This is a genomic window from Streptomyces sp. NPDC002896, from assembly GCF_040295225.1.
Classification (GTDB): Bacteria; Actinomycetota; Actinomycetes; order Streptomycetales; family Streptomycetaceae; genus Streptomyces.
On sequence record NZ_JBEOVA010000010.1, the window covers coordinates 102,911 to 128,191 of the forward strand.

A 25,281-nucleotide genomic window follows, 5' to 3' on the forward strand; every position below is an offset into this window, starting at 1 on the left:
GGTGCCTCAGGACTCCTGGGTGAGGGAGACGAGTACGTCGTCCCCTTCGATCTTTACGGGGTATACGGGGACAGGGCGCGTCGCGGGTAGGCCGGACGGCTTGCCGGTGCGGAGGTCGAAGCTGGAGCCGTGCAGCCAGCACTCGATCTGGCAGTCCTCCACCTCGCCCTCGGAGAGGGAGACGTTCGCGTGCGAGCAGATGTCGTAGATCGCGAACACCTCGCCCTCGGTACGGACGACCGAGACCGGCGTGCCGTCGATGTCCACCCGCTTCGGGGTGTCATCCTCCAGCTCGCTCAGTCCGCAGACGCGTACGAACTTCGACGGGTCAGTCATCCGACCGCCGCCTCCAGCTCTTCCTCGATCTTCGCGATGAGGCGCTCCTCGATGTCGGCGACACCGATCTGCTGGACCAGCTCGGCGAAGAAGCCGCGGACGACGAGGCGGCGGGCGTCCTGCTCCGGGATGCCGCGGGCCATCAGGTAGAAGAGCTGCTCGTCGTCGAAGCGGCCGGTGGCGCTCGCGTGGCCGGCCCCGACGATCTCGCCGGTCTCGATCTCCAGGTTCGGCACGGAGTCGACGCGGGCACCGTCGGTCAGAACCAGGTTGCGGTTCATCTCGTAGGTGTCCGTGCCCTCGGCCTTGGCCTCGATCAGGACGTCGCCGATCCACACCGCGTGCGCGTCGTCGCCCTGGAGCGCGCCCTTGTAGGCGACGTTGGACTTGCAGTGCGGGGTGTTGTGGTCGACCAGGAGGCGGTGCTCCTGGTGCTGGCCCTTGTCGGTGAAGTACAGGCCGAACAGCTCGGCCTCGCCGCCGGTGCCCGCGTACTGCACGCGCGGGTGGAGACGGACGAGGTCGCCGCCGAAGGTGACGACCACGGACTTGAAGGTCGCGTCCCGGCCGACCAGCGTGTTGTGCTGGGCGACGTGCACGGCCTTCTCGTCCCAGTCCTGGATGGAGACGACGGTGAGCTTGGCGCCGTCGCCCAGGATGTAGTCGACGTTGGCGGCGAGCACGGCGTCACCGGTGTGGTCGATGACGACGACGGCCTCGGCGAAGTTGCCCAGCTCGATCACCTGGTGGCCGAAGGCGACCCCGCCCTCGCCGTGCACGGCGATACGGACGGGGGTGTCGAGGACCTTCTCCTTGGGGACGGTCACGACCGAGGCCTTCTCGAAGGACGAGTACGCCTGGGCGGCGACGCGGTCCACCGGGGTGCCAGCCTTGCCGAGCCGGGCGTCGTCGCGCCCGACGGTCTCGACGGTGACGCCCTCGGGGGCCTCGACCTCGACCTTCACACCGGTTCCGTTGGCGACCGCGGTGCCGTCGTGCAGCCCGCGCAGCCGCTCCAGCGGCGTGAAGCGCCACTCCTCCTCGCGGCCGTGCGGCACGGGGAAGTCCGCCACGTCGAAGGACGGCGGCGCGCTCATGCGCGTGGCGACGGTCGACTCCGCAGCGACCGCGATGGAGCCCGCGGTGGTGGAGCCCACCGGGATGTTCTGAGCCTCAGCCATGGCTGTCGTGTTGCTCTCTTCCTACGTCAATGAGTCTTCAGGCTGCTGTGCGGGAGCGGGCCGGGTCAGCCGACCGCGCCCTCCATCTGCAGCTCGATCAGCCGGTTGAGCTCCAGCGCGTACTCCATGGGCAGTTCCTTGGCGATCGGCTCGACGAAGCCGCGCACGATCATCGCCATCGCCTCGAACTCGGAGAGACCGCGGCTCATCAGGTAGAAGAGCTGGTCCTCGGAGACCTTGGAGACGGTCGCCTCGTGGCCCATGGACACGTCGTCCTCGCGGACGTCGACGTACGGGTAGGTGTCGGAACGCGAGATCGTGTCGACCAGCAGCGCGTCGCACAGCACGTTGGACTTCGAGCCCGCGGCGCCCTCGCCGATCTCGACCAGGCCGCGGTACGAGGTACGACCGCCGCCGCGCGCCACCGACTTGGAGACGATGTTGGACGACGTGTTCGGCGCCATGTGGACCATCTTGGATCCGGCGTCCTGGTGCTGGCCCTCGCCCGCGAAGGCGATGGACAGGGTCTCGCCCTTGGCGTGCTCGCCCATCAGGTAGACGGCCGGGTACTTCATCGTGACCTTGGAGCCGATGTTGCCGTCGATCCACTCCATGGTCGCGCCCTCGTACGCCACGGCACGCTTGGTGACCAGGTTGTAGACGTTGTTGGACCAGTTCTGGATGGTCGTGTACCGGCAGCGGGCGTTCTTCTTGACGATGATCTCGACGACCGCGGAGTGCAGCGAGTCCGACTTGTAGATCGGGGCCGTACAACCCTCGACGTAGTGCACGTAGGCGCCCTCGTCGACGATGATCAGGGTCCGCTCGAACTGGCCCATGTTCTCCGTGTTGATCCGGAAGTAGGCCTGGAGCGGGATCTCCACGTGCACGCCCGGCGGGACATAGATGAACGAGCCACCGGACCACACGGCCGAGTTCAGCGAGGCGAACTTGTTGTCGCCGACCGGGATGACGGTGCCGAAGTACTCCTTGAAGAGCTCCGGGTGCTCCTTCAGCGCCGTGTCGGTGTCGAGGAAGATGACGCCCTGCTCCTCCAGGTCCTCGCGGATCTGGTGGTAGACGACCTCGGACTCGTACTGGGCCGCGACACCGGCGACGAGACGCTGCTTCTCCGCCTCGGGGATGCCGAGCTTGTCGTACGTGTTCTTGATGTCCTCGGGCAGGTCCTCCCAGGACTCCGCCTGCTTCTCCGTGGAGCGCACGAAGTACTTGATGTTGTCGAAGTCGATGCCCGACAGGTCCGAGCCCCAGGTCGGCATGGGCTTCTTCTCGAAGAGCCGCAGACCCTTGAGACGGAGCTTGGTCATCCACTCCGGCTCGGACTTCTTGGCGGAGATGTCCCGGACGACGTCCTCGTTCAGGCCGCGCTTGGCAGAGGCACCGGCCTCGTCGGAGTCGGCCCAGCCGAATTCGTAGTTGCCCAGGCCCTCGAGCTCAGGGTGAGCAGTCTCCGTGGGGAGAGTCATGCGGGGTTCCTCCCGGCCGTGCTTGCAGATGGGTTGTTCGTGGTCTGTGGGGTGTGCGGGCTCTGTCCCTCGGTGTGCCCTGCTGGGTCGCTCCGCGGGATGAACGTCGTGCAGACGCCGTCACCGTGGGCGATGGTGGCCAGCCGCTGGACGTGCGTCCCGAGCAACTGGGAGAAGACCTCGGTCTCCGCCTCGCACAGCTGCGGGTACTGCTCCGCGACGTGGGCCACCGGACAGTGGTGCTGGCACAGCTGCTCGCCGTTGGCCCGACCGGGTGCGCTCCGCGCCGTAGCAGCGTACCCGTCGACACTCAAAGCCTTGGCCAGAGCCTCGGTGCGCTCCTCCGGGGCCGCCGCGTCGACCGCCTTGCGGTAGACCTCGGCCTGCGCCGCGAGCCGGGCGCGGGCGAAGGCCACGACCGCCGTCTGGCCTCCCGCGTTCCGCTCGATCCAGCGCAGCGCGTCCACCGCGAGCTTGTCGTACGACTGGTCGAAGGCGTCCCGGCCGCAGTCCGTCAGCGCGAACACCTTGGCCGGCCGCCCGCGCGTACGCGCGCCGTAGACCCGCTGCTCACGCGCCTCGACGACATCGTCGGCGACGAGTGCGTCGAGATGGCGGCGCACCGCCGCCTGGGTGAGGCCGAGCCGCCCGGCCAGGTCGGCCACGGTCGAGGGCCCGTGATCCAGGATGGACCGCGCGACCCGGTTGCGGGTGGACCGCTCCCCGGTCGCGAGTTCCTCCTGCGGAGCCTCACCGACGTTTTTCACAACGCCATTGTTGCGTAATTCCCGAGAGCCTGACAAGCGGCATCCGGATCAACCACGGTGCGGTGCATCACTTAGGTATACCTAAGCTGACCTGCGGAAATGATCATCGATCGATCAAATCGATGGCGGAGCGACCGGGAGTCCTGCACACTCCCGGAGCATGACAAAACGGCCTCCGACCGGCCCACTCTGTACGCGCACGTCCCTCGCCGCCGAGCTGCGCGAGCTCGGCGTGCAGACCGGCGAGACGCTTCTGGTGCACTCCTCGCTCAGCTCGCTCGGCTGGGTCTGCGGCGGCCCGGTTGCGGTCGTCCAGGCGCTGATCGACGTCCTGGGCGGGACAGGGACGCTGGTGGTCCCGACGCAGAGCGCGGACAACTCCGATCCGGCGGAGTGGAGATACCCGCCGGTGCCCGAGGAATGGTGGCCCGAGATCCGTGATTCGACACCCGCATACGATCCGCGCACCACGCCGTCGCTTGGGATGGGCGTGATCGCGGAAACCGTGCGCACCTGGCCCGGTGCACTGCGCAGCGCTCATCCACAGACGTCCTTCGCGGCCGTCGGGCCGCGGGCGGCCGCCGTCACTGATGGGCACGCCACCGACTGCAGGCTCGGCGAGCAGAGCCCTCTGGCGCGGCTGGAGGAGCAGGGCGCGCGGGTGCTGCTGCTCGGTGTGGGCTTCGAATCCTGCACGGCCTTCCATCTGGCCGAGTACCGGATTCCGTCGCCGGTGGTCGACTCGGCCCGGGCCGTGCTGACGCCCACGGGCCGCCGTTGGGAGACGGCGCGCGAGGTCTCGATCAGCTCGGATCGGTTCGACGAGCTCGGGGCGGACTTCGAGGAGGGGGGACCCGGGCCGGTCGTGTGCGACAGGATCGGTGCGGCCGATGCACGACTGTTCTCGCTCGCCGACGCGGTCGCGCATGCCGAGGTGTGGCTGGCCGAGCATCGGCCCCGGGATCAGTGGATCAAGGAAGAGTCCGGCGGACTCCGCTCCTGAGCCGCCGGACGGCGCCGGCAGGCCGCCCGCCGTCGTCGGGGCCCCGCCCGTCCGGGGTCTCGGGCCGCCCCTAGACTTGGCCCTCATGCGAAACGAGCCCGTCGTCCAGGTCCACGGCCTGATCAAGCGGTACGGCACGAAGACCGCGGTCGACGGACTCGACCTGGTGGCCGGGCCGGGCATCACCGCCGTCCTCGGTCCCAACGGGGCCGGCAAGACCACCACCGTCGAGATGTGCGAGGGATACCGGAAGCCGGACTCCGGCACCGTCCGTGCCCTCGGCCTCGACCCCGTGCGGCAGGCCGCCGAGCTGCGGCCTCGGATAGGTGTGATGCTCCAGTCCGGCGGTGTGTACTCGGGCGCCCGTGCCGACGAGATGCTGCGCCATGTCGCGAAGCTGCACGCAGAGCCGCTGGACGTGGACGCGCTCATCGAGCGGCTCGGGCTCGGCAGCTGCGGCCGTACGACGTACCGGAGGCTGTCCGGCGGGCAGCAGCAGCGGCTCGCGCTCGCCATGGCTGTCGTCGGCCGCCCCGAACTGGTCTTCCTCGACGAGCCGACCGCGGGCCTCGACCCGCAGGCCCGCCGCGCCACCTGGGACCTCGTACGCGATCTGCGTGCCGACGGCGTCTCGGTCATCCTGACCACCCACTACATGGACGAGGCCGAGCAGCTGGCCGACGACGTCGCGATCATCGACACCGGGAAGGTCATCGCGCAGGGCTCCCCCGAGGAGCTCTGCCGCGGCGGGGCCGAGAACACCCTGCGGTTCACCGGGCGCCCGGGCCTCGACATCGCTTCGCTGCTCAAGGCCCTCCCGTCGGACTGCGCCGCGGCCGAGCTGACCCCGGGTGCGTACCGCGTGTCCGGCAAGGTCGACCCGCAGCTGCTGGCCACCGTCACGTCCTGGTGCGCCCAGCACGGTGTGATGCCGGAGAAGATCTCGGTGGAGCGGCACACCCTCGAAGACGTTTTCCTGGAGCTGACCGGTAAGGAGCTGCGCGGATGAGCGCCGGAACGGAAGCGCGGCCGACGAGCGCCGGCACGTACGCCCCAAGGCCCGGAGCGGCTCCGCTGCCGCGGATGATCGCGGCCCAGGCGGCGCTCGAGACGAAGATGCTGCTGCGCAACGGTGAGCAGCTGCTGCTCACCGTCGTCATTCCGACGCTGCTCCTCGTCCTCTTCAGCACGGTCGACATCGTCGACACTGGCGGCGGCAAGGCCGTGGACTTCCTGGCGCCCGGTGTCCTCGCGCTCGCGGTGATGTCGACGGCGTTCACCGGGCAGGCGATCGCGACCGGATTCGAGCGGCGGTACGGCGTCCTGAAGCGGCTCGGCACGTCGCCGTTGCCGCGTTGGGGACTGATGGCCGCGAAGACGTTGTCCGTGCTGGTCACCGAGGTGTTGCAGGTGGTCCTGCTGACGGTGATCGCCTTCTCGCTGGGCTGGTCGCCGCAGGGCAACCCTCTCGCCGTACTGCTCCTGCTGATCCTGGGCACGGCGGCCTTTTCCGGCCTCGGCCTGCTGATGGCGGGCACGCTGAAGGCGGAGGCGACCCTGGCCGCCGCCAACCTGGTCTTCCTGCTGCTGCTGGTCGGCGGCGGCGTGATCGTCCCGCTCGACAAGTTCCCGGACGCGGCGCAGTCGGTACTCGGCCTGCTCCCGATCTCGGCCCTCTCGGACGGGCTGCGGGACGTGCTCCAGCACGGCGCCGGGATGCCGTGGGGCGACCTCGGGATCCTGGCGGTGTGGGCGGTCGTCGGGCTGGGGGCGGCGGGGAAGTTCTTCCGCTGGGAGTGACCCTTTCTGCCCGTCCGGTGAGTGACTCTTTCAGCCCTCCGGCGTTTGAGGACGAGCCCGAAGGGCGATCCCGGGGGTCCAGGGGGCGGAGCCCCCTGGTTACGGGAAGGGGCGGGACTGGGGGAAAGAGCATCAGCGTCGACGGGCGGCCGGAATCGCCAGCAGAGCGACGGCGCAGACAAGCGCGGACGCAGCGAACACGTAGAACACCGTGGTCGGCCCCAGCGCGGCGTCCAGAATCCAGCCACCCAGCAGCGGTGCCACGATCGCGCCGCCACGCCCGAAGCCGGAGACGCAGCCCAGCGCGGTGGCGCGGGCCGAGGCCGGATAGCTGGACGCGACCCAGTCGTTGAGCATCGTCAGCGCCGACTGCGCGCCGACGCCGGCGAGCGCGGTGACGCCGAGGATCACGCCCGTGCTGCCGCCCTGCGACAGGCCCAGCACGGCGACCGCGGCGAGCACGGCGCTGCCTGCGGTGACCAGTCGCGGTCCGATCCGGTCGGCGAGGACGGCGAGCGCGAACGAGCCGACGACGGCACCGAGGTTGAGGACCAGGGTGAAGCGCAGGGCCGAGCCGAGCGGGTAGTCCATCTCGCGCATCAGCTGGGTGAGCCAGGTGTTCAGGCCGTACCAGGCCAGCAGCACCGCGAAGTTGGCCACGGTGAACAGGATGGTGTGCCGGGCGTACGCGCTGGAGAGCACTGTCCGGATACCGGCCGCCTCGCCGTCGCGAGCGGCTCCGCGGACGGCCTCGTCGGCAGCTTCGTGTGCGGGCTCGTGGACCGTCGCGTCGGCGGCGGGCAGGGGCCGGGAATCCGGCAACAGGAAGTAGGCAACGGCGAACACGATCGCCGACAGGGCGCCGCCGACGCCGAAGAGACCGCGCCAGCCCAGGGCTTCACCCCAGGTGGTCGCGGTCAGCGCGGCCAGGACCCCGCCGATGGGGATGCCGGCGAGCACCACGGTCGCCACCAGCGCGGAGCGGCCGCGCGGCGCGTACTCCTTGCTGAGCGCGACGCAGGACGGCATCACACCGCCCATGCCGATGCCCGCGAGCAGCCGGAACAGGCCGAACTGCCAGGGCTCCGCGGCGAGCGCGCACGCCACCGTGAACACGGTGAAGACGGTTCCGGCGGCCAGCAGCAGACGGCGCCTGCCGAGGCGGTCGGCGAGCGGTCCGCAGACCAGGGCGCCGATGAGCATGCCCGCGTAGGCCAGGCTGCCGAGAGTGCCGGCGAGGGACTTGCCGAGCCCCAGTGAGGCGTCGCCGAGCATCGCGGGCAGCGCCACGCCGTAGACGATGAGGTCGAAGCCCTCCACGGTGATCGCCGCCGTGCACAGGGCGACGACCGCCCAGGTCAGTGCGGGCGAGCGCGATGGGGTGGAGGAGTGGGTGGCGGGAGCCTGAGCGTCGATGGTCATGCGGCCACGTCCTGTCGGGGGGAGGCAGGGAACCCTCAGGACGCGGTTTGCGCGCACCGGTGTCCCTCCGGCGGCGCGCGGGCGACCTGTCGGTGACCGGGATGGAATCAGCGCGATTACGCGGAGAGCAACCAGTTGTGGGAATCAGTTCCGCAGAGCGGAACTACACCCCGCCGCCCGGCATCGGACTTCACAGGGCGGCCTCCATCCGCCGTACCGCCTCCAGCAGCACCGCCGCCGCCTCGTCCAGATGCGTCCGCGTGAAGCGCAGCGAGGGCGCCGACACGGTGAGCGCGGCGACGGCACGACCGCCGGGCTCGCGGACGGCGGCGCCCACTGCGGAGAGTCCCCGCTCGGTGTCGCCGATGTTGATCGCATAGCCCCGGCGGCGTACCGCGGCGAGCCGCCGGTGCAGCGTCTCGGGGTCCGTCTCCTCGCCCTGGTCGCCCTTCGCCCCGTAGATCTCGGCGAGTTCGGCCACGCTCAGATCGGCGAGCAGCGCCTTGCCGGCCGAGGCGAGATGCGCGGGCAGGACGGCGCCCGCGCGGCTGCCGACGCGCAGCGCGTGCGTGCCTTCGATGCTGTGCAGGAAGCGCGCCTCGGCCCCGGCGCGCACCACGAGATGCACGGTTTCGCCCAGTTTGCCGTTGAGCCACAGCATGTGGGGCCGGGCGGTCTCGACGAGTTCGTACTCGGAGCGCTGCGACATGCCGAGGCGATAGAGGGCGGGCCCCGGCCGGTACGCCTTGTCGGCGCCCTGCACCGCGAAGCCGCGGCCGCGCAGGGTGGCGAGCAGCCGGTGGGCGGTCGAGCGGGCCACGCCGAGATGGTCGGCGGCGTCACTGAGCCGGAGGCGGCCGTTCTTGCGGAGCAGGAGCAGCAGCGTCAGGGCGTTCTCGACGGATTCCAGGCCAGGGGCGTGGCCCGCGCCGGAAGTGTTCGGCGCGCCGGTGGCCCTGTCGGCTGAAGCGTCTGCGGCTGCGCCCGCTTTTGTGTCGTTTGATGCGTCGGCTTGTGTCCGAGAGTTCCTCACAGAGGAATTCTAACCCGCTATGTGTTCCGCAGAAGAAAACTCGCTCTATGGTCATCGCCATGCGAGACAGCGCCGTCCGCAACCGGCGGCGCCCGTAGGAGAAAGGGACGTGCTCCTCATGTCCGAACAGGAAACGGCCGCCGAGCCGCAGGACCCCAGACTCACCGAGCTCTACAAGGAGTTCGACGCGCTCGGGCTGATCCCGCTGTGGACCGAGCGCGAGGACCTGATGCCGCTTCACCCCAAGCCGGCCGCGATCCCGCACCGCTGGCGCTGGGCCGAGCTGTACGCCACCGCCGTCAAGGCGGGCGAGCTGGTGCCGGTCGGCCGGGGCGGCGAGCGCCGTGCGATCTCCCTCTCCAACCCGGGGCTGCACGGCCTGCCGCACGCGACCCCGACGCTGTGGGCCGCGATCCAGTACCTCGGCCCGAACGAGGTCGCGCCGGTCCACCGCCACGCGCAGAACGCGTTCCGCTTCGTCCTGGAGGGCGAGGGCGTGTGGACGATCGTCGACGGCGACCCGGTCGCGATGCGCCGCGGCGACCTGCTGCTGACGCCGGGCTGGGCCTGGCACGGCCACCACAACACCACCGACCAGCCGATGGCGTGGCTGGACGGCCTGGACATCCCGCTGTCCTCCGCGCTGAACACGGAGTTCTTCGAGTTCGGCCCGAACACGCTGGACGACCGCTCGACGCCCGAGCGCTCCAAGGCGGAGCGGGTCTGGGGCCACCCGGGTCTGCGCCCGCTGTCCGGCCTCGCGGACACCCCCAAGTCGCCGCTCGCCGCCTACCGCTGGGAGCACACCGACGCCGCGCTCGCCGGCCAGCTGGAGCTGGAGGCGGAGGGCCACGAAGGCGTCACCGCCCACCCGGGCCACGCGGCGATCCGCTTCTCCAACCCGACCACCGGCGCCGACGCGCTGCCGACCATCCGCACGGAGATGCACCGGCTGCTCGCCGGGGCGACCGTCCCCGCGTCGCGCGAGGTCGCCTCCTCCGTGTGGCAGGTCTTCGAGGGCGAGGGCGCGTTCGTCGTGAACGGCGAGCGGTTCGACGTCACGCACGGCGACCTGGTCACCGTCCCGTCCTGGGCCGAGGTGTCCATCGAGGCGGGCGCGGGCGAGCAGCTCGACCTGTTCCGCTTCAGCGACGCCCCCGTCATCGAGAAGCTCCACTTCCACACCCTTCCCGCCTCGGTCGCCGAAAGGACCACCCACTGATGAAGCTCGCCACTATCCGCACCGCCGGAACCACCGCCGCCGTACGCATCGACGGCGACACCGCGGTCGAGACCGGCCACCCCGACCTGGGCGCCCTGCTCGCCGACCCGAACTGGAAGCAGACCGCCGCCGCGGCCTCCGGCGCCTCGCACGCCGTCGACTCGCTCGACTACGCGCCGGTCGTCCCCAACCCGGGCAAGATCATCTGCGTCGGCCTCAACTACCGGAACCACATCCTCGAGATGGGCCGCGAGCTGCCGCAGTACCCGACGCTGTTCGCCAAGTACCCCGAGGCGCTCGTCGGCCCGTACGACGAGGTCGTGCTGCCCGCCGCGTCCGACGCGATCGACTGGGAGGCCGAGCTCGCCGTCGTCATCGGCGCCACGGTCCGCCACGCCGACAAGGAGACCGCGGCCGCCGCCATCGCGGGCTACTCGGTCCTCAACGACGTGACCGCCCGCGACTGGCAGTACCGCTCCCCGATGTGGCTGCAGGGCAAGACCTTCGAGGCCACCACGCCCTTCGGCCCGGTCCTGGTCACGCCGGACGAGGCCGAGCCCGCGTCGGGTCTCACCCTCACCGGCGCCGTCGACGGCGAGACCGTGCAGCAGGCCGACACCTCCGACCTCGTCTTCGACGCAGCCACCCTCGTCTCGTACATCTCGACGATCCTGACCCTCAAGCCGGGCGACGTGATCGCCACCGGTACGCCGGGCGGTGTGGGCCACGCCCGCAAGCCGCAGCGGTACCTCGCCGACGGCCAGACGCTGACCACCTCGGTGTCCGGGATCGGCGAGCTGCGCAACGTGTGCCGCGCGGAGAAGACCGATGGCTGAGCGTGGTTTCGCGCGCACGCTCGGCTGGGTGCACGAGGGCTCGGCGCTCTTCCACAAGCGCCTGGACGAGCTGGGCGACGCGGCGGCCGAAGGGCCGTCGCTGCTGCCCGGCTGGTCCCGGGCGCACGTGCTGACGCATCTCGCCCGCAATGCGGACGCCCTGGTCAACCTGCTGACCTGGGCCCGTACCGGGGTCGAGACGCCGATGTACCCGAACCCCGAGTCGCGCCTGGACGACATCGAGCAGGGCGCCCACCGCCCCGCCTCCGTGGTCCTCATGGACTTCCGGGACGCCGACGCCCGGCTGCTCGCCACCATCGACGCGCTGCCCGCCGAATCCTGGGAGTCCATCGTCCGCAGCGCGCTGGGCCGCACCATCCCGGCGAGCGAGGTGCCGTGGATGCGCACGCGCGAGATCTGGGTGCACCTGGTGGACCTGGGCGGGGGCGACGACACCGACGCGTTCCCGGCCGACCTGGTCGACGCGCTGCTCGCCGAGGTGTCGGCGACGGTCGGAGCCAAGGACGACTGCCCGGCGGTGCTGCTGCGGCCGACCGACCGGGACGGCGCCGAGTACCGGCTGGGCCCGGACAGCACCAAGCCGGAGGTCGTCGCCGCTCCCGCGGCCGGGCTGTGCGCCTGGCTGCTGGGCCGTGACACGGCGGGCGCCCGCGCGGCGCGCAGCTCCGCTCAGGCGGTACTGCCGCGCTGGCTCTGAACGAGCGCGCGAAGGAGTGAACAGCGAGGGCTCGCACCCCCAAGAGCCGCCGAGCGGAAGCTCGCGCACGAGCCCTCGCACGATCTTGCAAAGGAGCAAGCAATGAGCAGCCATGACAGGCTCATCGTCATCGGCGGCGGCATCGGCGGCGTGGCGACGGCCCTGGCGGCCCGTCGCGCGGGCCGCGAGGTGACCCTGCTCGAGCAGGCGTCCGCCTTCACCGAGGTCGGCGCGGGCCTGCAGATGGCACCCAACGCCACCCGCGTACTGCGGGACCTCGGCGTCCTCGACCAGGTCGTCGCGGCGGGCGTCCTCCCCGAGCACCTCGTCTTCCACAACGCGGTCGACGGCAAGGAGCTGACGCGGGTCCGCCTGGACGCCGCGTACGAGGAGCACTTCGGCGGCCCGTACGTGGTCGTCCACCGCAGCGACCTGCTGGACATCCTGGTCCGGGCCGCCGAAAAGGCCGGCGTGGAGATGCTGACCGGTCGGCGTGTCGAGGACATCGAGCAGCACACCGGATCGGTCACGGTCCGCACGGCCGACGGCACCGAGTACACGGGCGCCGCGGTCGTCGCCGCCGACGGTCTGCACTCGCGTACGCGCACGCTGTTCAGCGACGACGAGCCGATCCAGTCCGGCTATGTCGCCTACCGCGGAACGATCCCGATGGAGGACGTCCAGGGCGGCGAGAACCTGCGCGACGTGCTGGTGTGGATGGGCCCGAAGCTGCACCTGGTGCAGTACCCGCTGCGCTCCGGCGCCCTCTACAACCAGGTCGCCGTCTTCCGCAGCCCCGGCTTCGACCGCGGCGAGGAGAAGTGGGGCGGCCCGGAGGAGATGGAGCAGGTCTTCACGGCCGCCTGCGAGCCGGTGCGCCGGGCGCTGCCGGGCCTGGGCCGGCAGCGGTGGTGGCCGATGGCCGACCGCGAGCCGATCTCCTGCTGGACGAAGGACCGGATCGCCCTGCTCGGCGACTCCGCCCACCCGATGCTCCAGTACCTGGCGCAGGGCGCCTGCCAGGCCCTGGAGGACGCGGCCACGCTGGCCTCCGCGGCGACCCGGCACACCGCCGCCGACGGCACGGTCGCCTGGCCGTCCGCCCTGGAGGAGTACGCCGCGGAGCGCGCGCCGCAGACCGCCCGCGTGCAGTCCACCGCCCGTATCTGGGGTGAGATGTGGCACGTCGAGGGCGTCGCCGCGCTGCTGCGCGACGAGGTGTTCCGCAACCGCGCCGACGACGATCTCAGCTACGCCGAGTGGCTGTGGGGCCGTCGAGCAGCGTGAACGCGCCCATGAGCGGGGTCCGGCGTGTGCCGGGCCCCGCTCCGCGCTGCCCGCAGGTGGTCTGTCCCGACATGCCCACCCGCGTGAATTCATGCACAAGCTCGGCTCTAGCATGGGGCGCGTGCCAAAAGTGACCCGAGCCGATGCCGCCCGAGCCGTGCGCAACCCGCTGGCCTTCATCGCCGACCGCTGGACTCCGCAGCCGCGGACCGTTCAGCGCGCGGCCCTGTCCGCCGTCGTCATGATGGCGGTCATCGTGGTCACCGGCGGTGCGGTACGGCTGACCGGTTCGGGCCTCGGGTGCCCGACATGGCCCAAGTGCACCGACGACTCGCTCACCGCGACCAGCGCGATGGGCGTCCACGGCGCCATCGAGTTCGGCAACCGGATGCTCACCTACGTGCTGTGCGCCGCGGTCGGCTGGGCGATCATCGCCGCGCGCTCGCAGAAGCCGTGGCGGCGGAGCCTCACGCGGCTCGGCTGGGCGCAGTTCTGGCTGGTCATGAGCAATGCGATCCTCGGCGGCATCGTCGTGCTCGTGGGCCTCAACCCGTACACGGTCGCGGCGCACTTCCTGCTCTCCTCGGCACTGATCGCCGTCGCCACGGTGATGTGGCAGCGCACCCGCGAGGGCGACGCCGCTCCCCGCCCCCTTGTCGGCAAGCCTGTCCGACAGATGGTGTGGGTCCTGGTCGCCGCCTCCGTGCTGCTGATCATGGTCGGCACCGTGGTCACCGGCGCGGGCCCGCATGCGGGCGACTCGAGCGACGTGCCACGCATGCCGGTCGACTGGGAGGCCGTCGCCAAGCTTCATGCCGTCCTGGCCTGGATCGTGGTGACCCTCACCTTCGCCCTGTGGTTCGTCCTCAAGGCAGTGGACGCCCCCAAGGGGCCGCTGCACCGCACCCGTGACCTGTTCCTGGTCCTGCTCGCCCAGGGCGCGATCGGCTACGTCCAGTACTTCACGGACCTCCCCGAGGCCCTGGTGGCGCTGCACATGCTCGGCTCGGCCGTCATGTGGATCGCGGTCCTGCGCGTCCTTCTGTCGCTACGGGAGCGGCCCGTCGAGGAGCCGGCCGCCGTGGCCCCGGCGCAGCGGCACGCGGTGGCGTCGCCCGCGTCCTGACGCGGCCGGCACCCGCCCCCGGCCCGCGCGCCCGCCCTGGCCTGTGCCTGCCCCTGGCCTGCACCGGGCGGCCCGGATCCGGCCATTCTCGGTCGGCGTTCTCCTGAATACGCCCGTCCGCTCCCACCATGAGACCGCATGCGAGATCACATCGAGATCGCATCGGACTGCTGGGGGGCGGGACATGGGTGCATGCTCCGGTGAGAACCGAGCCGCGTGCTTTCACATCAAGGGCGTGCCTCTTGATGCGCCCGGGCTCGGTTACGAGATGCCGGTCGGGCGCGACGGGCTCTCGTCGGCGGGGTACGCCGTCGCGGCGGTGATCGCGGCGGTCGCCCTGCTTCCCCTGTTCAGCGACTTCAGCTGGGGGCGGCTCGGCATGGCGGTCCTGCTCGTCCCGGCCGCGCTGGCGGTCGCCTCTGGGTGGCGTCGCAGGAGGGAACGGGCGGCCAGGTTCGCCGAGCGGGTGCTCAACACGGGCGCGAGCGAAGGCCCGGACCTACGTCACTGCACGGGCTGCCACTACGTCCTCGATCGCCGGGCCGCAGGCACGATCGACGCGCCCACGCACCAACGCGGTTATCGCCAGTGGGCGGCGGGGCAGGGGGCCTGGTTCGCACGGCCCGCGGCGGACGAGAACAGCAAGTCCTAACCCACCCCGTACACCCGCCGCGCATTGCCCGCCGCGATGAGCCCCGCCACCCGCTGCGCATCCGCAAGTGACCACGCTCCGTCGGCGACCCACCCACCGAGCACCCTGCTCAGCGCCTCCCGGAAGAGGCGTGCTCCGACCACATGGAGTTCGGCCAGGGCGTGTGCGCCGCTGGAGAACAGGAGCTTGCCGAAGGGGGCGAGTTCCAGGATCTCGGCGAGGACGGTCGCCGCTCGGGCCCCGATGCGAACGAGGGCCGCGCCCAGGTCGGCGTACACGTGCGGGAAGACGGCGGCCAGGTGGGCCGTGTGCCGGTGGTACGGGTAGCCATGCAGCAGCACCAGGTCCGTGCCGAGCCCCGCTGTGGCCCGTACGAAATCCGTGAGCAGGGCCGGGTCCGTGCGGTCTACGCGCAGGCCCGGCTCGGCGAGCCCGGCGTGCAGCTGCAGCGGGCGGCCCGAGGCGACGGCCATCCACAGCAGGTGCCGCAGCAGTACCTGGTCGGTGAGGGTGCCGCCCGCCCGGCGGCCGGCCAGCCAGCGGCCGGCGGCGCCCCGCACCTCTCCCGGGCCGGGCGGTTCTGGCGCGAGCGCCAGGCCGTCGCGTACGCCCGCGACCGAGGTGAAGGCCACGGCGTGCGCGGCGGCGGCGTGCACCGACTCGGCGAGGTTGGCGAGGAACGAGGCCACGCTGCCTGAGGTGTCCGCGACCTGCTCGGCCAGCAGCTCCAGGCGGATGATCTCGTGCGCCTCGGCGTTCCCGGCGGCGGCCATCTCGCGCGGGCCGCTCAGATCGCCCGGCAGCCCCGTGTCGACGAGGTACGTCGTGATGCCGCTGCCCCGCAGCAGCCTGCGCCCCGCCTCGAGCACGCCGAGTTCGCGGCGCCGCGCGAGATAGCGGGCCGGGTCGCAGTGCGGTTCCAGGCCGAGCAGCGGCGGGCACCAGCGGCGTACGGCGAACCCGGTCTGGGTGTCGAAGAAGGTGGTCCCGGCGGCGGGCGGCCCCTCGCCTCGGCCCAGCTGGGCCTCGAAGGTGCCGAGCCCCAGCTCCGTACGCAGCACGCCATGGCAGTACTGATCCACCAGCGACGGCGTTTCGATCATCCGGATCCCCCCGAAAATAGACCGCGCCTACACGGTCCTAACGGGTGAACCGGCCGCCAGGTGTTGCCCTGGCCTCAACCAGTTGGGCCCCGGGACACACTTCGGCCGCGGCAGGGCTACCGCACCGCCGCGGCCGGGACTTCCCACAGGCCCGGGCAGTCAGCCGTTGCTGCGGCCGCCGACCTGGATTCCCGCCATGCGCGACCACTCGTAAGGCCCGGTCTTCACCTTGGCCGCGAATTCGCCGTCGAAGGCCTCGTGGCGGGTGATTCCGGACTTCTCCACGGCCCGCTCGGCGATCTCGTACGAGGGGGCCACCAGGTCGCCCCAACCGCCGTCCTCACCGACGAGGACGATGCGGGCGCCCTTCTGCCCGATGTAGGCGATCTGTCCCTCGGCGCCGCCGTGCGCCTTGGCGAAGGTGCCGATCTCCTTGGCGAGCTTGGCCGTCCTGCGCTCGGCCCTGGCGGCCTCCTTGCGGTCGCCGCCGGACTTCTCGCTGCTCTCGTCAACCTGCTGGGTCTCTGCCATGGCCTGATGCTACCCACGGGTAGATCAACTGGCGACGGGCGGGCCACGTGGCCTTGGCCACGCTCCCCCAAGTCTCGGCTTCTCCCCCAGTGCCTTAAAGGCCTGGGAGGTACCCCCAGACCAGGTGGCACCCCCATCGCCCGCCGGACGAACAGCTATGGAGAAGCGGCTGCGGCTACCTCAGGAAGGGGTCCACCGCGACCGCCACGAACAGCAGCGACACATAGGTGATGGACCAGTGGAACAGGCGCATCTCCTTGAGCTTGCCGCCCGTGACTTCGGCCTGGGCACGCGCCTGCAGCGCGTGGGCCTCCCACAGCCACCAGCCGCCCGTCACCAGGGCCACCACCGTGTAGAACCAGCCGGTGTAGCCGAGCGGCTGCAGCAGCAGCGATGCGCCGACCATCACCCAGCTGTAGAGGACGATCTGCCGGGCGACCACCTTGTTCGAGGCGATGACCGGAAGCATCGGCACGCCCACGCGCGCGTAGTCGTCCTTCACCTTCATCGACAGCGGCCAGTAGTGCGGCGGCGTCCAGAAGAAGATGACGAGGAAGAGGATGACGGCGGCGTACGACAGGGAGTTCGTGACCGCCGACCAGCCGATGAGGACCGGCATGCAGCCGGCGATGCCGCCCCACACGATGTTCTGCGCCGTACGCCGCTTCAGGATCATCGTGTAGACGACGACGTAGAACAGCAGGGCGCCCAGCGAGAGCCACGCGGACAGCCAGTTGACGAGCAGTCCGAACCAGAGCGTGGAGACGACGGCGAGGGTGATGCCGAAGACGAGGCACTCGCGCGGGGAGACCATGCCGGTGACCAGCGGCCGCTGCGAGGTGCGGTCCATGAGCGCGTCGATGTCGCGGTCGATGTACATGTTGAGCGCGTTGGCGCCGCCCGCGGACAGATAACCGCCGACGCAGGTCACGAGCACCAGCCAGAGGTCCGGCACACCCTGCTCGGCGAGGAACATCACCGGGACCGTGGTGATGAGCAGAAGCTCGATGATCCGTGGCTTGGTCAGCGCCACGAACGCCTTGACACGGGCCCCGAACGGCCGGTGGCTCGGGCTCGTCCCGGTTACTCCCGCAGGACGGGATTCAACGGCCGTCACGCACACCCCTGACAGAGACATCCCAGCGAGCCTCGGCGTGAAGGCCGAGTAAAGGCTCGCGCGTACCACGCCACTTTAGACGTTGCCCGTCCTCGCCCTTCGCGGGGGGTCGCCCGTGTTGGTCAAGGGGCGCTGCAACGTGCACGGATGTTCTCGAATGAGCATTCAAATGAGCGGCTCCGTATTCACCTGCTGAATACGGAATACGGCCCCGGCCATGCGGATACCGCCGGGGCCCGGCAGTCTGGAATGGCCCGATAAAAAGCCCCTACTCACAGCGGTAGTCTCGACACCGGCCGGCGAGCCCAGAGAACGCCGGCATTCGACATGTGGAGAGGAGCCCTGACCCAGGGTGAGCACCGAGCCGACCACTACAGACCTCGAGTGGACCGAGTTGGACCAGCGGGCCGTCGACACCGCCCGCATCCTGGCCGCCGACGCCGTACAGAAGGTCGGCAACGGCCATCCCGGTACGGCGATGAGCCTGGCCCCCGCCGCCTACACCCTCTTCCAGAAGGTGATGCGGCACGACCCGGCGGACTCCGACTGGACGGGCCGTGACCGGTTCGTCCTGTCCGCGGGTCACTCGTCCCTGACCCTCTACACCCAGCTGTACCTGGCCGGCTTCGGCCTGGAGCTGGACGATCTGAAGGCCTTCCGCACCTGGGGCTCCAAGACCCCCGGCCACCCCGAGTACGGCCACACCAAGGGCGTCGAGACGACGACCGGCCCGCTCGGCCAGGGTGTCGCCAACGCGGTGGGCATGGCGATGGCCGCCCGCTACGAGCGCGGCCTGTTCGACCCCGAGGCGGCCTCCGGCACCTCGCCGTTCGACCACTTCATCTACTGCATCGCCGGTGACGGCTGCCTCCAGGAGGGCATCTCCGCCGAGGCGTCCTCGCTGGCCGGGCACCAGAAGCTCGGCAACCTGATCCTGCTGTGGGACGACAACCACATCTCGATCGAGGGCGACACCGAGACCGCCGTCTCCGAGGACACCGTCAAGCGCTACGAGGCGTACGGCTGGCACGTGCAGCGGATCGCCCCGAAGCCGGACGGCGACCTCGACCCGCACGCCATCTACAACGCGATCGAGGCCGCGAAGAAGGTGACGGACAGGCCGTCCTTCATCGCGATGCGCTCGATCATCGCCTGGCCCGCCCCGAACGCGCAGAACACCGAGGCCGCGCACGGCTCGGCGCTGGGCGACGACGAGGTCGCCGCCACCAAGCGCGTCCTCGGCTTCGACCCGGAGCAGTCCTTCGAGGTCGCCGGCGAGGTCCTGGCCCACACCCGCCAGGCCCTTGACCGCGGCCGCGAGGCCAAGGCGAAGTGGGAGAAGTCGTTCCAGGAGTGGCGCAGCGCCAGCCCGGAGCGGGCCGCGGAGTTCGACCGCATCGCCGCGGGCGAGCTGCCCGACGGCTGGGAGGAGAAGCTCCCGGTCTTCGAGGAGGGCAAGGCCGTCGCCACGCGCGCCGCGTCCGGCAAGGTGCTGCAGGCGCTCGGTGCGGTGATCCCGGAGCTGTGGGGCGGCTCGGCCGACCTGGCCGGCTCCAACAACACCACCATCGACAAGAACTCCTCGTTCCTGCCCGCGGACAACCCGCTGCCGGAGGCCGATCCGTACGGCCGCACCATCCACTTCGGCATCCGCGAGCACTCGATGGCCGCGGAGATGAACGGCATCGCGCTCCACGGCAACACCCGCATCTACGGCGGCACCTTCCTGGTGTTCTCCGACTACATGCGCAACGCCGTCCGCCTGTCCGCGCTGATGCACGTGCCGGTGACGTACGTGTGGACGCACGACTCCATCGGTCTCGGTGAGGACGGTCCCACGCACCAGCCGGTCGAGCACCTGGCCTCGCTGCGCGCCATCCCGGGCCTGAACGTCATCCGTCCCGCCGACGCCAACGAGACCGCGATCGCCTGGCGGGAGATCCTCAGGCGCTGGACGAAGGAGTTCGGCAAGGGCGCCCCGCACGGTCTGGCGCTGACCCGCCAGGGCGTGCCGGTCTACGAGCCCAACGAGGACACCGCGCGCGGCGGTTACGTCCTGTTCGACGCCGAGGGCGGCGACGCTCAGGTGGTCCTGATCGCGACCGGCTCCGAGGTGCACGTGGCCGTCGAGGCCCGCGAGCAGCTGCAGGCCGCCGGCGTCCCCACCCGCGTGGTGTCGATGCCGTGCGTGGAGTGGTTCGAGCAGCAGGACCAGGGGTACCGGGACAGCGTCCTGCCGCCTTCCCTGAAGGCACGCGTCGCAGTCGAGGCCGGCATCGGCCTGACCTGGCACCGGTTCGTCGGTGACGCCGGCCGCATTGTTTCGCTGGAGCACTTCGGCGCGTCGGCGGACGGCAAGGTCCTCTTCCGCGAGTTCGGCTTCACTCCCGAGAACGTGGCCGCCGCCGCGCGGGAATCCATCGACGCCGCTCAGCGCTGACGCTTATATACGACCAAGTAGGAGATGCATTTTCCATGACAGACGCACTCAAGCGCCTCTCGGATGAAGGCGTCGCGATCTGGCTGGACGACCTGTCCCGCAAGCGGATCACGTCCGGGAACCTTTCGGAGCTCATCGACCAGCAGCACGTCGTGGGCGTGACGACCAACCCGTCGATCTTCCAGAAGGCGATCTCGTCGGGTGACGGCTACGAGCAGCAGCTCGCCGACCTCGCCGCCCGCAAGGTCACGGTCGAGGAAGCCATCCGCATGATCACCACTGCGGACGTGCGGGACGCCGCCGACATCCTGCGGCCCGTCTTCGACGAGACCGGCGGCCAGGACGGCCGGGTCTCGATCGAGGTCGACCCGCGCCTGGCCCACAACACCACGGCGACGATCGCCGAGGCCAAGCAGCTCGCCTGGCTGGTGGACCGACCCAACACGCTGATCAAGATCCCGGCCACCAAGGCGGGTCTCCCGGCCATCACCGAGGTGATCGGCCTGGGCATCAGCGTCAACGTCACGCTGATCTTCTCGCTGGAGCGCTACCGCGAGGTCATGGACGCCTACCTGGCGGGCCTGGAGAAGGCCAAGGCCGCGGGCCTCGACCTCTCCAAGATCCGCTCGGTCGCGTCGTTCTTCGTGTCCCGCGTGGACACCGAGATCGACAAGCGGCTGGACGCCCTGGGCACTCCGGAGGCCAAGGAGGCCCGCGGCAAGGCCGCCCTCGCCAACGCCCGCCTCGCCTACCAGGCGTACGAGGAGGTCTTCTCCTCGGACCGCTGGGCGGCCCTCGACAAGGCCGGCGCCAACAGGCAGCGCCCCCTGTGGGCCTCCACCGGCGTGAAGGACCCGGCGTACAAGGACACCCTGTACGTCGACGACCTGGTCGCCCCGGGCACGGTCAACACCATGCCGGAGGCCACGCTGGAGGCGACCGCCGACCACGGCGAGATCCGGGGCAACACCATCGCTGGCACGTACGAGCAGGCCCGCGCCGACCTCGACGCCGTCGAGCGGCTCGGCATCTCCTACGACGACGTGGTGCAGGTCCTCGAGGACGAGGGCGTCGAGAAGTTCGAGTCGTCCTGGAACGACCTGCTCAAGTCGACCGAGGCTGAGCTTCAGCGCCTCGCCCCCTCGGAGGGCTGACGCCTTGACCGCAGTACACGGAGCGAATCCGCTTCGTGACCCCGCAGACCGACGGCTCCCGCGTATCGCGGGGCCGTCGGGCCTGGTCATCTTCGGTGTCACGGGCGATTTGTCACGCAAAAAGCTGATGCCTGCCGTCTATGATCTCGCGAACCGAGGTCTGCTGCCCCCGGGCTTCTCGCTCCTCGGCTTCGCCCGCCGCGAGTGGCAGGACGAGGACTTCGCGCAGGTGGTTCACGACGCCGTCAAGCAGCACTCCCGCACCCCCTTCCGCGAGGAGGTGTGGCAGCAGCTCATACAGGGGATGCGCTTCGTCCAGGGCGACTTCGACGACGACACCGCCTTCGAGCAGCTGCGCGCCACGATCCAGGAGCTGGACAAGGCGCAGGGCACCGGCGGGAACTTCGCCTTCTACCTCTCCGTACCTCCCAAGTTCTTCCCGCAGGTCGTCCAGCAGCTGAAGAAGCACGGACTGGCCGACCAGCAGAACGGCTCCTGGCGCCGCGCGGTCATCGAGAAGCCCTTCGGGCACGATCTGGCCTCCGCCAAGGAGCTCAACTCGATCGTCCACGAGGTGTTCGCCCCGGAGCAGGTCTTCCGGATCGACCACTACCTGGGCAAGGAGACCGTCCAGAACATCCTGGCGCTCCGGTTCGCCAACACCCTCTTCGAGCCGATCTGGAACCGGTCGTACGTCGACCACGTGCAGATCACGATGGCCGAGGACATCGGCATCGGCGGCCGCGCCGGTTACTACGACGGCATCGGCGCCGCCCGCGACGTCATCCAGAACCACCTGCTCCAGCTCCTCGCGCTGACCGCGATGGAGGAGCCCGCCTCCTTCGATGCGGACGCGCTGGCGGCCGAGAAGACGAAGGTCCTCGGCGCCGTGAAGCTGCCCAAGGACCTCGGCAAGGGCACCGTGCGGGCCCAGTACGCGGCCGGCTGGCAGGGCGGCGCGAAGGTCACCGGCTATCTGCAGGAAGACGGCATCGACCCGCAGTCGAAGACCGACACCTACGCGGCGATCAAGCTCGGGGTCGACAACCGCCGCTGGGCGGGCGTCCCGTTCTACCTGCGCACCGGCAAGCGCCTGGGCCGTCGCGTCACCGAGATCGCGGTCGTCTTCCAGCGCGCGCCGCACTCCCCGTTCGACCACACGGCGACGGAGGAGCTCGGGCAGAACGCCCTGGTCATCCGCGTCCAGCCGGACGAGGGCGTGACGGTGCGGTTCGGCTCCAAGGTGCCGGGCACCTCCATGGAGGTCCGGGACGTGTCGATGGACTTCGCGTACGGCGAGTCCTTCACGGAGTCCAGCCCGGAGGCGTACGAGCGGCTCATCCTCGACGTCCTGCTCGGCGACGCCAACCTCTTCCCGCGCACGGAGGAGGTCGAGCTGTCCTGGAAGATCCTCGACCCGATCGAGGAGTACTGGGACAACAACGGCAAGCCCGCGCAGTACCCGGCGGGCACGTGGGGACCCGTCGAGGCGGACGAAATGCTCGAACGAGACGGACGGAGCTGGCGTCGGCCATGAACATCGACCTCACGAACACCACCGCCAGCAAGATCAACAAGGCGCTCATCGAGGGCCGCCGCGCGATCGGCACCCCCGCGGTGGGCATGGTGCTCACGCTCGTCATCGTCACCGACGAGGAGAACGCGTACGACGCCCTCAAGGCGGCCAGCGACGCCTCCCGCGAGCACCCCTCACGCACCCTGGTCGTCATCAAGCGCGTCTCGCGTTCGCCCCGCGACCGCACGAGCTCGCGCCTCGACGCCGATGTGCGCGTGGGCGCGGACGCGGGCACCGGCGAGACGGTCGTGCTGCGGCTGTACGGCGAGGTCGTGAACCACGCCCAGTCCGTGGTGCTGCCGCTGCTCCTGCCGGATGCCCCGGTGGTCGTCTGGTGGCCGGTCAACCCGCCGCTCGACCCCGCGAACGACCCGCTCGGTGCGCTCGCCCAGCGCCGGGTCACCGACACCTACGCCGCCGAGCAGCCCGTGAAGGAGCTGAGCGCGCGCGCCGAGGCGTACACGCCGGGCGACACGGACCTGTCGTGGACCCGCATCACCCCGTGGCGGTCCATGCTGGCCGCGGCCCTGGACCAGGTGACCTGCGAGGTCACGTCGGTCGAGGTCGAGGGCGAGGAGTTCAACCCGAGCTGCGAGCTGCTCGCCATGTGGCTCGCCGACCGGCTGGACGTGCCGGTCCAGCGGTCGGTGTCGGCCGGGCCCGGCCTGACGGCCGTACGGCTGGCCACGAGCTGCGGCCCGGTCGTGCTGGACCGCGCGGACGGTGCGCTCGCGACCCTGTCCATCCAGGGCCAGCCCGACCGTGCGGTGGCGCTCCAGCGGCGCGACACGGCCGAGCTGATTGCAGAGGAGCTGCGCCGGCTCGACCCCGACGACACGTACGCGTCGGCCCTGAGGTATGGCGTGGAGCGGCTGGCCGGTCCGTCGTCGGCGCCCGTGGAGGGTGAGGACGTGCCGTCGGCCGCCGCCGAGTCGAACGGGTCCGCCGAGGCCGCCGAGTCGGCCGGGGCCGCGGAGGCACCCGCCAAGGCCGAGGCACCCGCCAAGGGTCCGGCGAAGAAGACGACGAGCAAGGCCCCGGCGAAGAAGGCGGCGGCGAAGTGACCATGGCACCGCAGCTCGTCGTGCACCGCGACAAGGAGCTGATGGCACAGGCCGCGGCGGCCCGGCTGATCACGAAGATCGTGGACGCCCAGGCCGCCCGCGGCTTCGCCTCGGTGGTCCTCACCGGCGGGCGCAACGGCAACGGCCTGCTGGCCGCGCTGGCCGCCGCGCCCGCCCGGGACGCCGTCGACTGGGGCCGCCTCGACCTGTGGTGGGGCGACGAGCGGTTCCTGCCCGAGGGCGACCCTGACCGCAACGTCACCCAGGCCCGCGAGGCCCTGCTCGACGCGGTCCCGCTGGACCCGAAGCGCGTCCACGCCATGCCGGCCTCGGACGGGCCGTACGGCAACGACGCGGACGCGGCAGCGGCGGCCTACGCGGCCGAACTCGCCGCCGCGGCAGGCCCGGAGGACCACGGCCCCGTCCCGTCCTTCGACGTGCTGATGCTCGGCGTCGGACCGGACACGCACGTGGCGTCGCTCTTCCCGGAGCTTCCCGCGGTCCGCGAGACGGAACGCACGGTGGTCGGCGTGCACGGCGCCCCGAAGCCGCCGCCCACCCGGATCACCCTCACCCTGCCGGCGATTCGGGCGGCGCGTGAGGTGTGGCTGCTGGCGGCCGGGGAGGACAAGGCGCAGGCCGCGGCCATCGCCCTGTCGGGTGCGGGCGAGATCCAGGCCCCGGCAGCGGGCGCTCGCGGCCGCTCCCGCACCCTCTGGCTCCTGGACGCGGCAGCGGCCTCGCGGCTGCCCCGGTCGCTGTATCCGCCGGCGTCGCCCTGAGCGGACCGCCCTGTTTTCGCACACTCCGAAGCCTCTCGAGGGAGCCACCACTGGTGGCCTCTGCGCGAGTTGGTTCTCTGCCCCGCTGGATGTCATCCGGCGGGGCAGAGTGCATGAGGCGCGATCACGCCAAGACCGGGTCCCAGCCCCTCAGCACACGCTGTGTATGGCAGGACGCCTGTATGGCGACAGCCCGGTGTCGGCTCTTGATGAGTGCGTGATTGTCGCGACGCCAACCGGCACGAAGGCTGCTCCGGGCAGAACCGGAGGTCTACGCCGCCACCCGGCGGTAACTGCTGCCGTCCCGCTCCCGCGCCAGCAGGCCGTTCTCCACGCAGTACCGCCGCAGCGCCGACGTGTCGTCGTGAACCGTGCGGAACGCGTCGTTGATCTCGCGCTCGGTGTAGCTGCGGTCGGCGGCGAAGAGGGTTTCCGTGAGGTGGGCGAGGAGTTCACGGCGCACGACGGGACGTACCGGGATGGTGGTGAGGCGCCCCTGGGCGAAGAACCCGGTCAGGCGGCGCGGCACGCCCGCCGGGGCCGCCTCCGCGGGGCGCTCGCGACGGAACACGGACGGGTCCGCACGCAGGGAGCCGTCCGGGAGCCGCTCGACGAGGCCCGCGGTGAGCAGCCGCCCCAGGTGC

General features: G+C 70.8%; 24 protein-coding genes. 14 read left to right on the top strand and 10 right to left on the bottom strand.

Features of this window, described 5'->3' with window-relative positions; translation table 11 throughout:
• Positions 1–6: 6 nt before the first annotated feature.
• From ABT009_RS20170 to ABT009_RS20185, 4 genes are all read right to left on the bottom strand, one after another.
• Positions 7–336: a non-heme iron oxygenase ferredoxin subunit gene (locus ABT009_RS20170; protein ID WP_351296305.1), complete on the bottom strand. Its 330-nt coding sequence runs from the start codon at positions 334–336 to the stop codon at positions 7–9.
• Positions 333–1,517 carry a Fe-S cluster assembly protein SufD gene (gene sufD, locus ABT009_RS20175; protein ID WP_351296308.1) on the bottom strand — a complete coding sequence of 395 codons (1,185 nt, stop codon included), beginning with the start codon at positions 1,515–1,517 and terminating at the stop codon, positions 333–335. Before sufD ends, ABT009_RS20170 begins: the two co-directional genes overlap by 4 nt.
• 65 nt (positions 1,518–1,582) lie before the next feature.
• On the bottom strand, positions 1,583–3,004 hold the full coding sequence (gene sufB, locus ABT009_RS20180) for a Fe-S cluster assembly protein SufB (RefSeq protein WP_067271546.1): 1,422 nt from the start codon (positions 3,002–3,004) through the stop codon (positions 1,583–1,585).
• Complete coding sequence (locus ABT009_RS20185) at positions 3,001–3,771, bottom strand: helix-turn-helix transcriptional regulator (protein WP_351296311.1); 771 nt, start codon at positions 3,769–3,771, stop codon at positions 3,001–3,003. Before ABT009_RS20185 ends, sufB begins: the two co-directional genes overlap by 4 nt.
• A 160-nt stretch (positions 3,772–3,931) precedes the next feature.
• Between ABT009_RS20185 and ABT009_RS20190 the strand changes: the two genes are divergently transcribed.
• From ABT009_RS20190 to ABT009_RS20200, 3 genes are all read left to right on the top strand, one after another.
• Positions 3,932–4,774 (top strand): AAC(3) family N-acetyltransferase, encoded by an 843-nt coding sequence (locus tag ABT009_RS20190; RefSeq protein WP_351296314.1) that lies wholly within the window; start codon positions 3,932–3,934, stop codon positions 4,772–4,774.
• Positions 4,775–4,859: 85 nt separating this feature from the next.
• Positions 4,860–5,783: an ABC transporter ATP-binding protein gene (locus ABT009_RS20195; protein ID WP_351296317.1), complete on the top strand. Its 924-nt coding sequence runs from the start codon at positions 4,860–4,862 to the stop codon at positions 5,781–5,783.
• Positions 5,780–6,574, top strand: coding sequence for an ABC transporter permease (locus ABT009_RS20200; protein ID WP_351296320.1), 795 nt, complete (start codon positions 5,780–5,782; stop codon positions 6,572–6,574). The genes ABT009_RS20195 and ABT009_RS20200 overlap by 4 nt, the downstream gene beginning before the upstream one ends.
• Positions 6,575–6,706: 132 nt before the next feature.
• Here the strand turns inward: ABT009_RS20200 and ABT009_RS20205 are convergent, their stop codons facing one another.
• Together ABT009_RS20205 and ABT009_RS20210 are read right to left on the bottom strand one after the other, a co-directional pair.
• Positions 6,707–7,996: an MFS transporter gene (locus tag ABT009_RS20205; protein WP_351296323.1), complete on the bottom strand. Its 1,290-nt coding sequence runs from the start codon at positions 7,994–7,996 to the stop codon at positions 6,707–6,709.
• Positions 7,997–8,186: 190 nt separating this feature from the next.
• Positions 8,187–9,029 carry an IclR family transcriptional regulator gene (locus tag ABT009_RS20210; RefSeq protein WP_351296326.1) on the bottom strand — a complete coding sequence of 281 codons (843 nt, stop codon included), beginning with the start codon at positions 9,027–9,029 and terminating at the stop codon, positions 8,187–8,189.
• A 118-nt stretch (positions 9,030–9,147) separates the two neighbouring features.
• On the opposite strand from ABT009_RS20210, the gene ABT009_RS20215 reads away from it, so the two are divergent.
• From ABT009_RS20215 to ABT009_RS20240, 6 genes are all read left to right on the top strand, one after another.
• A complete protein-coding gene (locus ABT009_RS20215) occupies positions 9,148–10,251 on the top strand; it encodes a cupin domain-containing protein (protein ID WP_351296328.1) in 1,104 nt (367 codons plus the stop codon).
• Positions 10,251–11,087: a fumarylacetoacetate hydrolase family protein gene (locus ABT009_RS20220; RefSeq protein ID WP_351296331.1), complete on the top strand. Its 837-nt coding sequence runs from the start codon at positions 10,251–10,253 to the stop codon at positions 11,085–11,087. The genes ABT009_RS20215 and ABT009_RS20220 overlap by 1 nt, the downstream gene beginning before the upstream one ends.
• Complete coding sequence (locus tag ABT009_RS20225; protein ID WP_351296334.1) at positions 11,080–11,805, top strand: maleylpyruvate isomerase family mycothiol-dependent enzyme; 726 nt, start codon at positions 11,080–11,082, stop codon at positions 11,803–11,805. Before ABT009_RS20220 ends, ABT009_RS20225 begins: the two co-directional genes overlap by 8 nt.
• A 102-nt stretch (positions 11,806–11,907) precedes the next feature.
• Entirely contained in the window at positions 11,908–13,092 is a 1,185-nt protein-coding gene (locus ABT009_RS20230; RefSeq protein ID WP_351296337.1) for an FAD-dependent oxidoreductase, read from the top strand.
• Positions 13,093–13,204: 112 nt separating this feature from the next.
• The gene (locus ABT009_RS20235; RefSeq protein WP_351296340.1) at positions 13,205–14,218 is read left to right on the top strand and encodes a COX15/CtaA family protein; all 1,014 of its coding nucleotides are present in this window, start codon (positions 13,205–13,207) and stop codon (positions 14,216–14,218) included.
• A 235-nt stretch (positions 14,219–14,453) separates the two neighbouring features.
• Positions 14,454–14,870 (top strand): hypothetical protein, encoded by a 417-nt coding sequence (locus ABT009_RS20240; protein ID WP_351296342.1) that lies wholly within the window; start codon positions 14,454–14,456, stop codon positions 14,868–14,870.
• Here the strand turns inward: ABT009_RS20240 and ABT009_RS20245 are convergent.
• From ABT009_RS20245 to ABT009_RS20255, 3 genes are all read right to left on the bottom strand, one after another.
• A complete protein-coding gene (locus ABT009_RS20245; protein ID WP_351296345.1) occupies positions 14,867–15,973 on the bottom strand; it encodes an amidohydrolase family protein in 1,107 nt (368 codons plus the stop codon). The genes ABT009_RS20240 and ABT009_RS20245 overlap by 4 nt on opposite strands.
• Positions 15,974–16,132: 159 nt before the next feature.
• Complete coding sequence (locus ABT009_RS20250; protein WP_351296348.1) at positions 16,133–16,504, bottom strand: hypothetical protein; 372 nt, start codon at positions 16,502–16,504, stop codon at positions 16,133–16,135.
• A 175-nt stretch (positions 16,505–16,679) separates the two neighbouring features.
• Positions 16,680–17,642, bottom strand: a complete 963-nt coding sequence (locus ABT009_RS20255) for a heme o synthase (protein WP_351296351.1) — start codon at positions 17,640–17,642, stop codon at positions 16,680–16,682.
• 331 nt (positions 17,643–17,973) lie between these two features.
• On the opposite strand from ABT009_RS20255, the gene tkt reads away from it, so the two are divergent.
• Genes tkt through pgl form a run of 5 tightly spaced genes read left to right on the top strand, consistent with a single transcriptional unit; the run spans position 17,974 to position 24,637 of the window.
• Positions 17,974–20,061, top strand: coding sequence for a transketolase (gene tkt, locus ABT009_RS20260; RefSeq protein ID WP_351296354.1), 2,088 nt, complete (start codon positions 17,974–17,976; stop codon positions 20,059–20,061).
• Between the two features lie 35 nt (positions 20,062–20,096).
• Positions 20,097–21,215 (top strand): transaldolase, encoded by a 1,119-nt coding sequence (gene tal / locus ABT009_RS20265; RefSeq protein WP_351296357.1) that lies wholly within the window; start codon positions 20,097–20,099, stop codon positions 21,213–21,215.
• 4 nt (positions 21,216–21,219) lie between these two features.
• On the top strand, positions 21,220–22,752 hold the full coding sequence (gene zwf / locus ABT009_RS20270; RefSeq protein WP_351296360.1) for a glucose-6-phosphate dehydrogenase: 1,533 nt from the start codon (positions 21,220–21,222) through the stop codon (positions 22,750–22,752).
• Complete coding sequence (gene opcA / locus ABT009_RS20275; protein ID WP_351296363.1) at positions 22,749–23,855, top strand: glucose-6-phosphate dehydrogenase assembly protein OpcA; 1,107 nt, start codon at positions 22,749–22,751, stop codon at positions 23,853–23,855. The genes zwf and opcA overlap by 4 nt, the downstream gene beginning before the upstream one ends.
• 2 nt (positions 23,856–23,857) lie before the next feature.
• The gene (pgl, locus tag ABT009_RS20280) at positions 23,858–24,637 is read left to right on the top strand and encodes a 6-phosphogluconolactonase (protein ID WP_351297022.1); all 780 of its coding nucleotides are present in this window, start codon (positions 23,858–23,860) and stop codon (positions 24,635–24,637) included.
• Between the two features lie 271 nt (positions 24,638–24,908).
• Here pgl and ABT009_RS20285 read toward each other — a convergent pair whose 3' ends face one another.
• Entirely contained in the window at positions 24,909–25,166 is a 258-nt protein-coding gene (locus ABT009_RS20285; RefSeq protein ID WP_502989931.1) for a DUF2087 domain-containing protein, read from the bottom strand.
• Between the last annotated feature and the right edge of the window lie 115 nt (positions 25,167–25,281).

Bases quoted from the DNA above. Each gene is read 5' to 3' on its own strand.
- ABT009_RS20190 (WP_351296314.1), top strand. From the start codon at position 3,932: ATGACAAAACGGCCTCCGACCGGCCCACTCTGTACGCGCACGTCCCTC.
- ABT009_RS20205 (WP_351296323.1), bottom strand. From the start codon at position 7,996: ATGACCATCGACGCTCAGGCTCCCGCCACCCACTCCTCCACCCCATCG.
- sufB (WP_067271546.1), bottom strand. From the start codon at position 3,004: ATGACTCTCCCCACGGAGACTGCTCACCCTGAGCTCGAGGGCCTGGGC.
- ABT009_RS20245 (WP_351296345.1), bottom strand. From the start codon at position 15,973: ATGATCGAAACGCCGTCGCTGGTGGATCAGTACTGCCATGGCGTGCTG.
- ABT009_RS20255 (WP_351296351.1), bottom strand. From the start codon at position 17,642: ATGTCTCTGTCAGGGGTGTGCGTGACGGCCGTTGAATCCCGTCCTGCG.
- ABT009_RS20200 (WP_351296320.1), top strand. From the start codon at position 5,780: ATGAGCGCCGGAACGGAAGCGCGGCCGACGAGCGCCGGCACGTACGCC.
- sufD (WP_351296308.1), bottom strand. From the start codon at position 1,517: ATGGCTGAGGCTCAGAACATCCCGGTGGGCTCCACCACCGCGGGCTCC.
- ABT009_RS20215 (WP_351296328.1), top strand. From the start codon at position 9,148: ATGTCCGAACAGGAAACGGCCGCCGAGCCGCAGGACCCCAGACTCACC.
- tal (WP_351296357.1), top strand. From the start codon at position 20,097: ATGACAGACGCACTCAAGCGCCTCTCGGATGAAGGCGTCGCGATCTGG.
- ABT009_RS20195 (WP_351296317.1), top strand. From the start codon at position 4,860: ATGCGAAACGAGCCCGTCGTCCAGGTCCACGGCCTGATCAAGCGGTAC.
- ABT009_RS20230 (WP_351296337.1), top strand. From the start codon at position 11,908: ATGAGCAGCCATGACAGGCTCATCGTCATCGGCGGCGGCATCGGCGGC.
- ABT009_RS20170 (WP_351296305.1), bottom strand. From the start codon at position 336: ATGACTGACCCGTCGAAGTTCGTACGCGTCTGCGGACTGAGCGAGCTG.
- ABT009_RS20235 (WP_351296340.1), top strand. From the start codon at position 13,205: ATGGGGCGCGTGCCAAAAGTGACCCGAGCCGATGCCGCCCGAGCCGTG.
- pgl (WP_351297022.1), top strand. From the start codon at position 23,858: ATGGCACCGCAGCTCGTCGTGCACCGCGACAAGGAGCTGATGGCACAG.
- ABT009_RS20225 (WP_351296334.1), top strand. From the start codon at position 11,080: ATGGCTGAGCGTGGTTTCGCGCGCACGCTCGGCTGGGTGCACGAGGGC.
- opcA (WP_351296363.1), top strand. From the start codon at position 22,749: ATGAACATCGACCTCACGAACACCACCGCCAGCAAGATCAACAAGGCG.
- ABT009_RS20220 (WP_351296331.1), top strand. From the start codon at position 10,251: ATGAAGCTCGCCACTATCCGCACCGCCGGAACCACCGCCGCCGTACGC.
- ABT009_RS20250 (WP_351296348.1), bottom strand. From the start codon at position 16,504: ATGGCAGAGACCCAGCAGGTTGACGAGAGCAGCGAGAAGTCCGGCGGC.